Below are 13393 nucleotides of genomic sequence, written 5' to 3'. Positions count from 1 at the left end.
TACCACCCTGCAGAAATTCTGTAGATGGGCCTCTGTTTACAAAGAAGAACGATTGATGCCAGAGATTGGGAAATCACACCCTGACAATAATGTTTCTAAAATAGACATGGATAGGGCTAGAGGACGCCTGTTGTCCATGATTTTGATGTTTACTATTTCTTTCATAGTTTTATGCGTGCGTACTATATCCTTATCCATTGGTGATGTATTCGACCCCGTAGAGAGGATTAGTTCGGGTAGTTCATCGGGTACGGAGAAGGTCTATATAGCATTTGTGATTTTTGTTTTTTGCACGTTAGCTCTTTTTATTCCTACAGAAGTTAGGAAACGATCTGCTGTTCCAAAAATTAAAAACGTAGATTTGGCGACACATTTTTCTGGAGAGCTAAGGGCGAGATTGAATGTTAACAAAAGAAACATTCTTATAATATTTATCACCGTTTTAGCTGCAAATTTTTCTACACAGAAGCAAGAGGGTCAACTTGTAATGCAGTTTGGCGCCTATGCTCTACCGGCAACGTTTTTTTATTTTGGTTTCTCTTTATCGTCATTCTGGCTTTCTGTAACTCATAATCATGTTACTGGACAGTTACAGGATATTTTTGGAGTTGATGGAACTAAGGCGTCTTTGGAAAAAACTTTTGGAAATAAAATTAGTGCAGCAATCGATTATTGGATTCCAAATTTAGTGGGTATTGTTTCTGTAATTATTTCTGGAGTATTGGTGATGGCGTCATAAATTAAAAAATTTCAATACATAATATTATTTTTATAATTCTAAAATATTTAGTCTTGGTGAGATTTGTTTCTCGCAGGATGGAAGAACCTATCACTTGCCCCCGCCCATATTCCCCCCTATACCAATGCGTGACGGTGCCCCTCGGGAGAGGGGATAAAAGGAAACGGGGTGGAAATCCCCGACTGTACCCGCAACTGTAAGCGGCGAGCGATGGTCCGAAATGCCACTGGTGCAAACCGGGAAGGCGGACCGAAGCCGAGACCCGCATAGTCAGGAAGCCTGCCGTCACGTCGTCGATCCCGGGACCGGGTCAGTCCAAGGGAGCGGGTATCCGTACCGGCGACACTTTGTGTGTTGCCGTGTGCGTCGGGCCCGCCGAGACGACCTTTGCTTCGTCATCAGCGCCAGTCTTTTCCGCCACGGCTTTGGGTCCATCCGGCTGCATTCGCCGGGAACAAGGCTATTTGACGATGACGAAACTGACCTCTTTCCTGCTTCTTTCCACCCTTCTCACCCCCGCCGCCATCGCGTCCGGCGAGGTGGAAACCATCGAAGTGACCGCCGCCCGCACGGGTGATCTCGCCCGCGCCGGTGTCAGCCTCAGTGTGATCGAAGGCACCGCGCTTGAAAACCGGCAGGTCTACCGCCTTGCCGATGTGCTGGCCGAAGTGCCGGGCATGGCAGCCGCCACCGCCGGTTCTGTCGGCGGGCAGACGCAGCTTCGTCTGCGCGGCGCCGAAGCCAACCAGCTTCTGGTGCTGGTGGACGGCGTGGAACTCAACGATCCCGCTGCTGGCGATGAAGTCCAGTTCGAACACCTGACCGGCCTTGATATCGAACGGATCGAAGTGGCGCGCGCGCCCCTCTCTGCCGTCTGGGGTTCGGATGCCGTTGCCGGGGTGATCAACATCATCACCAAACGCGCCGAGGAAGGCGTGCAAGGCCACGTGGGCGGCGAATATGGCGCGTTTGATACGAAACGCCTGTACGGCGCCGTGGGCACCGGCAGCGAAACCTTCACGAGCCGCCTTGCTGTCGGCTACGGCAAATCGGACGGCACCAATGTTTCCCGCACGGGTGACGAGGATGACGGTTACGAAAACCTCACCGTTTCGGGCGCTATCGGCGTGACCCCAAGCGAGGATTTCCGGCTGGACCTGACGATGCGCCACACCGACGCTGAAAGCGAGTTCGACGGCACCGATTTCGCGACCGGCCTGCCGGCGGATAGCGACAACCGCACGGAAAATCACTCCACCACGCTGGGTGCTGCCGCGCGCATGAGCCTTCTGGATGGCCGCTGGCAGCAGGGCCTGCGGGTCACTTTCCTTGATACATCCATCGACAATTATGTGGGTGAAGCGGCAGACGGCGCCACGAGCGCCCAGCGCCTCGGCCTTTATGCCGATGCCGCCTTCACGCTCAGCGAAGGCCACACGCTGACGCTCGCCGTTGATCATGAAAACACCGATTTCACGCAGGAAGGCATCGCCCAGCCGTGGGGTGATCCGAACCAGAAACGGTCGATGGATGTAACGGGCTTTGTGGCCGCCTATCAGGGTGATGTTCTGGAGGGCCTGACGCTCAATGCCAGCGTCCGCCATGATGACAACAGCGACTTCAAGAATTTCACCAGCTGGCGCTTCGCCCTGTCGCAGGACCTGATGGACGGTCGCGGCAAGGTTTATGCGAGTGCGGCCCGCGCCCAGAAGGCTCCGACCTTTGTGGAACGTTTCGGCTTCTATTCCGACCAGTTTGTCGGCAACCCGGACCTGACGCCAGAACGCAGTGTTTCGGTCGAGGTTGGCGGTTCCTATGATGTGCTGCCCGAGAAACTGACGCTTGGTGCCGCCGTCTATCGCACCCGCCTGAAGGACGAAATCAACGGCTTCGTGTTCGACCCCGCAAGCGGGCTTTATACCGCCGGCAATGTGGACGGCAAATCAAAGCGGGATGGCTTTGAGTTGACCGCCGACGCGCGCCCGGTGGATGGCTTCAGCCTGTCGGCGAGCTATGCCTTTGTGAATGCGAAAGAGCCCGATGGTGCGGATGGTTACAAGCGCGAACTGCGCCGCCCGAAGCATAGCGGCAGCATCGTCGCGACCTGGGAAGCAACCAGCGCCCTGACCCTGACGGCGAGTGCGGCCTACACGGGCGAAGCGCTTGATACCTTCTTCCCGCCGTGGCCGCTCGCCTCTGAAACTCTGACGCTGAAGTCCTATGTGCTGGCCCGGGTAACCGGCGCCTACCGCATCAACGACCATGTCAGCATCACGGCGCGGGTCGAGAATGCGTTCGACGAGCAGTACGAGAATATCGTTGGCTTCGCGACGCCGGGGGCTGCGGCTTACGCTGGCCTCCGCATCGCCCTTTAAGCGAAGGGAGAAGCGCGATGACCCGGTTCCTGATCCTGTTTGCAGTGGTGGCGCGGCTGTTGCCGCACCCGATGAACTTCACACCGATCGGTGCTTTCGGGCTTTTTGCCGGGGCACGGATGCCGCTCCTGCAGGCGCTGGCACTGCCGGTCATCGCGCTTCTTGTCGGCAATATCATCACGGGCTTCTATGACGCCCGTGTGCTGATGGCCGTTTACATCGGCTTTCTGGCCGGGCCCCTGATTGGGCGGGCGATGCTGCGCGCCCGGCGGGGCATGGTGCCGGTGGCCTCTGCCGTGCTCGTCAATGCCATCGCCTTCTATCTCATTTCCAACATCGGCAACTGGATCGCTTTCTATCCGCCGACTTTCACGGACCTGATGGCCTGCTATGTGGCCGGCTTGCCGATGCTGCTGGCGTCAATCGCCGGGGATGCGGTCTATGCGACCCTGCTGTTTGGCGGGGAGGCCATGGTGGCGCAGATGAAGGAAAACCGACGGGACGAAGGCGGCCACGCGGTTTGAGGAGAGCGCCATGCGGATCGCCTCGCTCCTTGCCAGCGCCACCGAAATCATCGCGGCCCTCGGGCTGAAGGATAATCTGGTTGGCGTGTCGCACTGCTGCGACTATCCGGCAGGCGTTGAAGACCTGCCGGTGCTGACCTCAAGCATTGTCGACAAGGTGGCCCCGCAGGCCGAGATCGACCGGATCGTGCGCGAGCATCTGGCGGGCAACGCCGCCCTTTATGCACTTGATACCGACCTTCTGGAAAAGCTGCAGCCGGACCTGATCGTCACGCAGGCGCTGTGCGATGTGTGTGCTGTGTCTGGCGAGGATGTGGAGGCAGCCCTTGGCGCCATCAGCTCACAGCCCCGCCTTGTGAATCTTGAACCCGTCACCCTTGCCGATGTGCTGAAAACCATCCACGGCGTGGCGGTCGCCGCCGGGGTGCGCGAGCGCGGCGAACAGCTTGTCCTCAGGCTGAATGCCCGGATCGACAAGGTTGTCTCCCGCGTTGTTCGCCATCCGCTCAGGCCGCGCGTGCTGCTGCTTGATTGGCTGGACCCGCCCTTCATGGGTGGCCACTGGATTGCCGACCTTGTCACGCTGGCGGGCGGACTGGATGTGTCCGGCCTTTCAGGCGCGCCGTCCCGCCGCACGGATTGGGACGAGGTGGCGGCTCTGAAGCCCGACTATCTGATCCTTGCCATGTGCGGGTTCGAACCCGCCCGTACCCGCGCTGACGCAGAACTTGGTGAAACGGCCACAGCGCTCGCGGCGCTTGAGCGTGCGGGCACGAGGGTCCGGATCGTGGATGGTAACGGCCTCTTTAACCGGCCGGGGCCGCGGCTGGTCGACAGCCTTGAACTGCTGGCATCGATCATACATCCGCTACCTGATGAATCGCCGCCCTCACGCCGCCTTTTCTTGCGATAAGGGCCCCACGGCGATAGTCTCGCCCCCACGATTCGCCGGGGGAAAAGATATGTCGAAAAAGAAATGGATTATCGGCCTTGGTGCCGTTGTTGGTGCGGCTGTTGCCGGTGTCTGGTGGATGGCGCCGACGATCAACGGGCCTTTCCTTGATTTCCTGACGGGCAAGGAAGCCAAGGCGGTTGATGCGAATACCGCCAGCAACCGCCTGCAGGTGCCCGAAGGGTTCGAGATCGGCATCTATGCGGACGGCGTTGAAAAAGCGCGCATGATGCGCTTCACCGCAGCGGGCGACATGATCGTTGCCACGCACCGCGACGGCAAGGTCGTGCTGCTGCATGCCGACAAGGACGGCGATGGCCGCGCCGATGGCCGCACGCAGCTGGCGGGCGGGCTCGATCTGCCATCGGGCATCGATCTGGATGACCAGTATCTTTATATCGCCGAAGAAACGCAGGTGAGCCGCGCGCCGTTTGACGCCGCAACCCGCACGATGGGCGAGATGGAAACCATCTTCACCGGCATGCCCGAGGACGGCAATCACCGCACCCGCACGCTGGGCATCGGCCCCGACGGGCGCATCTATGTGACGGTGGGGTCCACCTGCAATGTGTGTATCGAGACCGAGCTTTACCGCGCCGAGATGATCGTCATGAACCGCGATGGTTCGGAGGCGCGCACCTATGCAACGGGGCTCCGGAATTCGGTCGGGTTCGACTGGCAGCCGGAAACCGGCAAGCTGTTCGCAACCGACAATGGCCGCGACCTGCTCGGCGACACTTATCCGGACTGCGAGCTGAACGAGGTTGTCGATGGCGGTTTCTATGGCTGGCCGTTTGCCAACAACAACAAGGAAATCGACCCCGACATGGGCAAGGGGCATGAGGCGGATGTTGCCCGCTCGATCGCACCGGTTCATGGCTTCGGCGGCCACCGCGCGCCGCTTGGCATGCGTTTCCTGACGCCGGGGCAGGAGCCTGCGGGCTATGAAGGCGCCGCCCTTGTCGCCGAGCATGGTTCGTGGAACAGCTCGGTCCTCGTTGGCTACAAGGTCGTCAGCCTGCATTGGGGCGTAGACGGCAAGGTCACCGAACGCGATTTCCTGACCGGCTTTGAAAAGAACGAAGACGTCATCGGTCGCCCGGTCGATGTGGTGCAGGGGCCAGACGGCGCCATCTATGTGTCGGACGATTATTCCGGCACCATTTACCGCGTCACCTGGGGCGGCATGAAGGCCGGCAGCATGGACCGCGCGGCGGCGGATGCAGCCGACCCGCTGGCCGGTATCGATCCCGCCCGGCTTGAGGAACGCGCCGGCCTTGGCAGGCTCCTGTTCATCGGTAATGATTGCGCCTCCTGCCATGTGCCAGAAGCAGCGCCTGAAGGTGTTGCCGTGAAGGAACTGAAGGATCTGAAAGCGCGGTTCGATATCGCCGGCCTCAAGGCGCTTCTCGCCAACCCGCCGGGCCCCATGCCGACTTTTGAGCTGACGGATGCCGAGCGCGAGGCGCTGGCGATCTATCTGCTCAAGGACGCGGGCTGATCATCAATCGTCTGGCGTATCGTTTTCGGTGCGCCAGTCTTCCCTGATCTGGTCAAGGCCGCCGGACGGCCCGAGCATGTCAAGATCATCCATGGTGATCGCCGCATTCGGAGCATCGACTGCCGTGTAGATTGCCGCCAGTTCGCCGGACCGGATCATCTCGCGCAGGCTTTCCGCCACTTTGGGTAACAAGGCTTCATGAGCCTTGTGCAGGACATGATAGCAGAAGGCGGGCTTCAGTGGTGCCGGCTGGCTCGTGAAGCTACCGGGGACATGCTGTTCCAGAATCTGCAAGTCGGACGGCGACACCACAACGTCAACCCGGTCCCGCTTCAACAGTCCGAACAGATGGTCAAAAGTCGGGGCTTCGATCAGGTTCAGGCCTTCCAACCGCAGTTCAAGAAGCCGGACACCCCGGATGGTGCCGATGTCAAATCCCCTCAGGTCTGCAAGGGTCGGCTGCGTTATCGGCAAAGGCTGCTTCGAATATAGAGTGAAGCCGATTTTGCATAAGGGGGTGGGCACCGGCATCAGGTTTTCAAAGGCCACCGCCCCCATGCCCAGGGCAACCGGCAGCCCGTCGTATAGGCCTTCGTTTGCCAGTACGGGCCCGCGCTTCCGGGGCAGGCTGGTAATTTCCAGCTTGATCCCGAGTTTCTCGTAAGCGCGGTCAAGGACGCGGATGACAGGTGCATCATTTGTCAGTTGGGATACGGCCAGGCGAATGACAGGCTGCTCCGCGACGACGGGCAAGGTTGCCCCGGTCGAGAAGATTGCAAACGCCAAGGAAACTGCAATCCCGCAAAAGCGCATGCTTGAGTGTCTTTTCTGTCGTTATTGACGAACAGCGAATATCTCACCGCGATCCTCTCATGAGATTCGTATGAAAATCAAGAGCTTGTAGGATGGGCGCGATTGCGGTTTTTAGGGTGTTGGCGAGAGCTGTATTTTTTCGGTCTCGGCTGCAAGGCCGGGCTCCAGCCCTCCGGTGGGGCCAAGCGCGTCCAGCATGTCAGGCGTGATGGCGGATTCAGGCGCCTTCTGTGCGTCATACATCGCGGCCATCTCGCCGCTTTCGACAAGGGCGCGAAGGACGGTACGGAGCTTTGCAAAGGCATCGCCGCATGCCGGGCGAACCATGTGATAGCCGAGGCGCGGCGTGATGGGGGCGGGGAAGATATTGAGCCCCATATTCCGGGCTTCCGCATATCGCGCGAAGCTGAGGGTGCCGAGGGCAAGGTTGGCGCGCTCGTGCGTCAGCAGTTTCAGGATGGCGTCATAATTGCCCATTTCGACCCAGCGTCGGTGCCCCAGAAGGTTGGCGAGATGGGTGAAGCCAGAGGGTAGCACCAGCCGGTAGCGGGTGATGTCACCAAGCGTTTTCACATCATCAGGCCCAAGCGAATAGCTCGCGAGATAATAGGTGACCCGCGCCACAGGCACCGGCACGGGCAGGAAATTGGCTGCGTCCTCGATGCGTGGCTCGGCGGAAACGAGGATCGCGTCAACTTCCGCGACCGATTGGCTCGCGGCGGTGCGCCGGTTGGGCAATATGCGGAATTCGGCAGCGATTCCCGCAGTCCCGTAGGCGCGTTCGATCACCGAATTGAGGGGGGACGCGGCCAGTGCTTCGGGCACGGCTATGGTCATGGGCGTGCAGGCGCTGTCATCCGCAATCACCGGTGCGGCGAGCAGGGCCACAAGGCCGAGCCCGGATGCTGCCAAGATAGGGCGACGCTTGCGTGCCACAATACTGCCTGCCTGATTACCTACCCCGACCATACTAGAACGCGCCGGGCATGCGACTGTCAACCGTTCGAAGAATCAATGGCTTAAAGTTTACCAGTCGTCATCTTCATCTTCGTCGTCGAATACAACTTCACCGATCAGGTCATAGTCGGTTGCTTCGGTGATATAGGCCATCACCATGGTCCCAGGAATGAGGTCGGTCGCGCTCGGCAGATAGACCTTGCCGTCGATTTCCGGCGCGTCCGCATAGGTGCGGCCAACGGCGCCGTCCTCGTCCACATCATCGATCAGTACAGCCATTTCAAGGCCGACGCGTTCCTGCAGCTTTTCAGCGGAAATCGCCTGCGCCACTTCCATGAAGCGGTTCCAGCGGTCCTGTTTCACTTCCTCGGGCACCTGATCCGGCAGCTCGTTGGCGGCTGCCCCTTCAACGGGCTCATATTTGAAGCAACCCACGCGGTCGAGCCGGGCTTCTTTCAGCCAGTCCAGAAGATACTGGAAGTCTTCTTCGGTTTCGCCGGGGAAGCCGACGATGAAGGTGGAGCGGATGACGATCTCGGGGCAGATATCGCGCCACTTGTGGATACGCTCCAGCACCTTCTGCTCGTTCGCCGGGCGCTTCATGGCCTTCAGCACCTTCGGGGAGGCGTGTTGGAAGGGGATATCCAGATACGGCAGGATCTTGCCCTCCGCCATCAGCGGGATCACGTCATCCACATGCGGATAAGGATACACATAATGGAGGCGCACCCAGACATCCATTTCGCCAAGCGCGGCGCAAAGGTCGGTCATGTGGGCGCGGACGTCCTTGTCTTTCCACTTTTCGGCAGCGTGCTTCTTGTCGACGCCGTAAGCCGAGGTGTCCTGGCTGATGACGAGGATTTCCTGCACGCCCGCTTCCACCAGCTTTTCGGCTTCGCGCAGCACCGCGCGCACCGGGCGCGATACAAGGTCACCGCGGAAAGACGGGATGATGCAGAATTTGCAGCGGTGATTGCAGCCTTCCGAAATCTTCAGATAGGCATAGTGGCGCGGCGTCAGGCGCAGGCCTTGCGGCGGCACCAGATGGGTGAAGGGGTCGTGCGGCTGCGGGGCGGCCTTGTGCACCTCGTTGACCACGGCCTCATACTGGTGCGGGCCGGTAACGGCGAGCACACCCGGCGCCACTTCGCGGATTTTCTCTTCCTCGGGGCCGAGGCAACCGGTGACGATCACCCGGCCGTTTTCTTCCATCGCCTCGCGGATCGCTGAAAGGCTTTCTTCCTTGGCGCTGTCGATAAAGCCGCAGGTGTTGACGACCACCACATCGGCCCCGTCATAGTCGGCGGCAATCTCATAGCCCTCGGAGCGAAGCTGCGTCAGGATGCGCTCGCTGTCGACAAGGGCTTTGGGACAGCCAAGGGAAACGAAACCCACTTTGGAAGGCTTGTTCATCGTGTGCTTTCTATTCTACGGTCAGGCGCGCGGCTTATAACCGAAAGCGCCGGGCCGCGCCAGTGCTAGCAGAAATGTGTGAGAAAGCGGTTAAGGGGGAGGGCGTGATGGACGCCGAAGAGTTCAAACGTCAGGGCCATGCCCTTGTTGACTGGATCGCCGACTATTTTGAAGGTGTGCGCGATTATCCGGTGCGGGCGCAGGTTGCCCCCGGCGAAATTGCGGCGAAGCTCGGCAAGCAGGTGCCGGCTGAAGGCGAGGCTTTCAGCGCCATCTTCGAGGATTTCAAGGATATCATTGTGCCGGGTTCGACCCACTGGCAGCATCCGCGCTTCCTGGCCTATTTCCCGTCGAACGTGACGCCGCCCTCGATCCTCGCTGACATGCTGACGGCAGCCATGAGCGTGAATGCCATGATCTGGGAAACGAGCCCGGCGGCGACCGAGCTGGAAGAACGGATGATGGACTGGCTGAAACAGGCGATGGACCTGCCGGCGAGCTGGCAGGGCGTCATTCAGGATACCGCCTCCTCAGCCGTTTTCTGTGCAGTGCTTGCCGCGCGTGAGCGGGCGACGGGCTGGAAGGTCAATGCCGAGGGCCTCTATGAGGGGCCAAAGCTTGGCATCTATACCTCTGCCGAAACCCATTCGAGCCTTGAAAAGGCAGTGAAGATGGCGGGCCTTGGCAAGGCGAGCCTTCGGATCGTGCCGACAGACGACAATTTCGCCATGCATCCGGCGGCCCTGTCGCGGATGATTGATGAAGACAAGGCGGCGGGTATCCAGCCGGCGATGGTGGTGGCAAGTGTGGGCACCACGGGCGTTGGCGCGTGTGACCCCTTAAAGGCCATCGGCATCATCGCGCGGGCGCATGGCTGCTATTATCACGTTGATGCCGCATGGGCGGGCACGGCGATGATCGCGCCCGAATTCCGGTATCTGATGGACGGGCTCGAGGCCGCAGACAGCTATGCCTTCAACCCGCACAAATGGATGGGGGTCGGCTTCGATTGTTCGGCCCATTTCGTGCGCGACAAGGAAACCCTGATCCGCACGCTGACGATCTTGCCGGAGTATCTGAAATCCACCGAGGGCGTCACCGATTACCGCGACTGGGGTATCCAGCTCGGGCGCCGCAACCGGGCGCTCAAACTGTGGTTCGTGCTTCGCAGCTACGGCACCGAAGCCATCGCGCAGATGGTGCGGAACCATGTGGCCTGGGCGGCGGAGCTTGCCGGGCTCATCAGGGCTGACAAGGATTTTGAGCTGGTGACCGGCCCGAGCCTTGCGCTTCTCACCTTCCGCCTTGCCGGCAAGGACGCTGACGCGCGCACCGAAGCGCTGCTTGATGCCGTGAATAACGACGGATTCACCTATCTGACCCGCACCAAAGTGAAGGGGCGCCCGGTGATCCGTATCTCGGTCGGGGCCGTCCGCACCACGCGGGACGATGTGCTGGCCGCTTGGGCGCGGGTTAAGGAACTGGCGGCTGGCCTCGGCTGACCGCCCCTTCATACAACCTTCAATTTCCATCCTCTTCAATCCGTTGTACTTTTTCCCAAGTGCGACATGTGGTGCGACGTTCCGTCTCTGCGACAGCCTGCCGCAGAGAAAGTTTGATCCTGATCAATAGACTGTCGCGCAAATAAGGCGACAAGGGAGCATCAACAGGCTGCTCCCCGTTGGGTGCGGCCTGCCCTTCACACTTGAGCTAGGGGACAAACAATGGGATGCGATGGAGCAACCGAGGTGGGAACCGGGCGGGGCAAGACAGCCTCGGCCCTGATTTTCACCATTCTTTTTTCAGCCTTGGCGCTTGGCGGCGTGGTTGTCTCGGCGGGGGCCTGGGACAGCGTAATGCAGCTGCATGCGCTTCTTTTTGCCGCCTTCTGCGTGGGCGCCGTGGTCTTTCTCGGCAGCGATACGCTTAACACGCCGGAAGGCGCCTACCGCGAGCGGGTTGTCCGCGCGGGCGTGATTGCGTCCACCTTCTGGGGCGTGGTCGGCTTCGTTGTGGGGCTTGTGATCGCCCTGCAGCTGGCCTTCCCGGCCCTCAATCTGGATACGTCCTTCACGAACTTCGGGCGCCTGCGGCCACTGCACACCAGTGCCGTGATCTTTGCCTTCGGCGGTAACGTGCTGATCGCGACAAGCTTCTATGTCGTCCAGAAAACAAGCCGTGCCAGCCTTTTCGGCAACGGCCTTTCGTGGTTTGTCTTCTGGGGCTACCAGCTGTTCATCGTGCTGGCCGCGACCTCGTACCTGATGGGTGCGACACAGGGCCGTGAATATGCCGAACCCGAATGGCACGTGGACCTGTGGCTGACCGTCGTCTGGGTCTGCTATCTCGTTGTCTTCCTCGGCACGCTGATGAAGCGCAAGGAGCCGCATATCTATGTGGCCAACTGGTTCTATCTCGGCTTCATCGTCACCATCGCCATGCTGCATATCGGCAACAACCTGGCGGTGCCGATCAGCCCCTTCTCGAGCCGTTCGGTTGCTGTTTTCTCGGGCGTGCAGGATGCGCTCATTCAGTGGTGGTACGGCCACAATGCGGTGGGCTTCTTCCTCACCGCCGGCTTCCTTGCCATCATGTATTATTTCGTGCCGAAAGCGGTCGGTCGCCCGGTCTATAGCTACCGGCTGTCGATCATCCACTTCTGGGCGCTGATCTTCCTCTATATCTGGGCCGGCCCGCACCACCTGCACTATACGGCACTGCCCGACTGGTCGCAGACGCTTGGCATGGTCTTCTCGGTGATGCTGTGGATGCCCTCGTGGGGCGGCATGATCAACGGCCTGATGACGCTGTCGGGTGCGTGGGACAAGCTGCGTACCGACCCCGTGGTCCGCATGATGGTTGTCTCGATCGCCTTCTACGGCATGAGCACCTTCGAAGGTCCGCTGATGTCGATCAAGGCGGTGAACAGCCTCAGCCACTATACGGACTGGACAATCGGCCACGTGCACTCGGGTGCGCTCGGCTGGGTGGCCTATGTCAGCTTCGGCGCCATCTATTGCCTTGCCAAATGGTGCTGGGGCCGCAAGCAGCTTTATTCCACCCGCCTTGTTGAATGGCACTTCTGGGTCTCGACGCTCGGTATCGTTCTCTACATCTCGTCGATGTGGGTTGCCGGCATCATGCAGGGCCTGATGTGGCGCGCCTACGATAACCTCGGCTTCCTGAAATACAGCTTCGTCGAGAGCGTCGAGCAGATGCACATCTATTATGTGATCCGCGCCGGCGGCGGCCTCCTCTTCGTGATCGGTTCGCTGATCATGGCCTTCAACATCTACAAGACCATCAAGGGCGACGTCAGGAAGGGCGAGGAAGTTATCGAACCCGCCCTGTCGGCCGCAGAATAGGAGGGCGCACATCATGGCCTTCAATCATGGAACCATCGAGAAGAACTCGATCCTCATGCTGGTGCTTGTCCTGATCGTTGTGGCGATCGGCGGCCTTGTGGAGATCGTTCCCCTGTTCCTTATCAAAAGCACGATCGAAAAGGTGGAGGGCATGCGGCCCTATACCCCGCTCGAGCTGATGGGGCGCGAAATCTATATCCGCGAGGGCTGCTACAATTGCCACAGCCAGATGGTCCGCCCGCTTCGGGCCGAGGTCGAACGCTACGGCCACTATAGTCTGGCGGCCGAAAGCATGTACGACCATCCCTTCCAGTGGGGGTCGAAACGCACGGGGCCTGATCTTGCCCGTGTTGGCGGCAAATATTCGGATGAATGGCATGTCCTGCATATGACAGCGCCCGCAAGCGTGGTGCCGGAAACGGTGATGCCGGGCTATCCCTTCCTCGCTTCCACACCGCTCAAATACGAGCATGTCGAAGCGCTGATGAAGGCGCACCAGACCGTGGGCGTGCCCTATTCGGACGAAATGGTCGAGGCTGGCAAGGAAGACCTTGAAGCCCAGCTCGATCCCTTCTCGGAAGGATACGACGGCCTTGTCGGTCGCTACGGCGACAAGGTGCAGATCCGCAACTTCGACGCCAAGCCGGGCAGCCCGACAGAGCTTGATGCCCTTGTCGCCTACCTGCAGATGCTTGGCACACTTGTCGACTTCGACCTGTACAAGGCCGAAGAGAACGCGCGCTGACGGGAGGCC

11 protein-coding genes and 1 riboswitch are annotated in these 13393 nt (G+C 59.9%); of the genes, 8 read left to right on the top strand and 3 right to left on the bottom strand.

All coding sequences use genetic code 11. The annotated features are described in order from the left end of the window. Positions 1-55: 55 nt before the first annotated feature. From PH603_RS16100 to PH603_RS16080, 5 genes are all read left to right on the top strand, one after another. Positions 56-739, top strand: coding sequence for a hypothetical protein (locus PH603_RS16100; protein WP_289503781.1), 684 nt, complete (start codon positions 56-58; stop codon positions 737-739). Between the two features lie 115 nt (positions 740-854). Beyond that, positions 855-1040: riboswitch (cobalamin riboswitch) on the top strand. Between the two features lie 169 nt (positions 1041-1209). Continuing rightward, positions 1210-3114: a TonB-dependent receptor plug domain-containing protein gene (locus tag PH603_RS16095; protein ID WP_289503780.1), complete on the top strand. Its 1905-nt coding sequence runs from the start codon at positions 1210-1212 to the stop codon at positions 3112-3114. Between the two features lie 17 nt (positions 3115-3131). Next, positions 3132-3638, top strand: coding sequence for a DUF6580 family putative transport protein (locus tag PH603_RS16090; RefSeq protein WP_289503779.1), 507 nt, complete (start codon positions 3132-3134; stop codon positions 3636-3638). 10 nt (positions 3639-3648) lie between these two features. Beyond that, on the top strand, positions 3649-4551 hold the full coding sequence (locus tag PH603_RS16085; RefSeq protein ID WP_289503778.1) for an ABC transporter substrate-binding protein: 903 nt from the start codon (positions 3649-3651) through the stop codon (positions 4549-4551). A gap of 49 nt (positions 4552-4600) precedes the next feature. Next, on the top strand, positions 4601-6091 hold the full coding sequence (locus tag PH603_RS16080) for a PQQ-dependent sugar dehydrogenase (protein WP_289503777.1): 1491 nt from the start codon (positions 4601-4603) through the stop codon (positions 6089-6091). A 3-nt stretch (positions 6092-6094) separates the two neighbouring features. Here PH603_RS16080 and PH603_RS16075 read toward each other — a convergent pair whose 3' ends face one another. The 3 genes from PH603_RS16075 to rimO all read right to left on the bottom strand — a co-directional run bounded on the left by PH603_RS16075 (position 6095) and on the right by rimO (position 9274). After that, entirely contained in the window at positions 6095-6877 is a 783-nt protein-coding gene (locus tag PH603_RS16075) for a type 2 periplasmic-binding domain-containing protein (RefSeq protein ID WP_289503776.1), read from the bottom strand. Positions 6878-7015: 138 nt separating this feature from the next. Further along, positions 7016-7816, bottom strand: coding sequence for a hypothetical protein (locus PH603_RS16070; RefSeq protein ID WP_289503775.1), 801 nt, complete (start codon positions 7814-7816; stop codon positions 7016-7018). Between the two features lie 114 nt (positions 7817-7930). After that, positions 7931-9274 (bottom strand): 30S ribosomal protein S12 methylthiotransferase RimO, encoded by a 1344-nt coding sequence (gene rimO, locus PH603_RS16065; protein ID WP_289503774.1) that lies wholly within the window; start codon positions 9272-9274, stop codon positions 7931-7933. Between the two features lie 107 nt (positions 9275-9381). Between rimO and PH603_RS16060 the strand changes: the two genes are divergently transcribed. The 3 genes from PH603_RS16060 (at position 9382) to ccoO (ending at position 13384) form a co-directional block, all read left to right on the top strand. After that, positions 9382-10776, top strand: a complete 1395-nt coding sequence (locus tag PH603_RS16060; protein ID WP_289505657.1) for a pyridoxal phosphate-dependent decarboxylase family protein — start codon at positions 9382-9384, stop codon at positions 10774-10776. A 222-nt stretch (positions 10777-10998) separates the two neighbouring features. Continuing rightward, positions 10999-12639, top strand: a complete 1641-nt coding sequence (ccoN, locus tag PH603_RS16055) for a cytochrome-c oxidase, cbb3-type subunit I (protein ID WP_289503773.1) — start codon at positions 10999-11001, stop codon at positions 12637-12639. A gap of 13 nt (positions 12640-12652) precedes the next feature. Further along, entirely contained in the window at positions 12653-13384 is a 732-nt protein-coding gene (gene ccoO / locus PH603_RS16050) for a cytochrome-c oxidase, cbb3-type subunit II (RefSeq protein ID WP_289503772.1), read from the top strand. Positions 13385-13393 lie beyond the last annotated feature (9 nt).

The organism is Gimibacter soli (assembly GCF_028463845.1).
GTDB classification, from domain to species: domain Bacteria; phylum Pseudomonadota; class Alphaproteobacteria; order Sphingomonadales; family Kordiimonadaceae; genus Gimibacter; species Gimibacter soli.
Note: the sequence above shows the minus strand (reverse complement) of the source record. Positions and strands in the feature narration are given on the sequence as shown.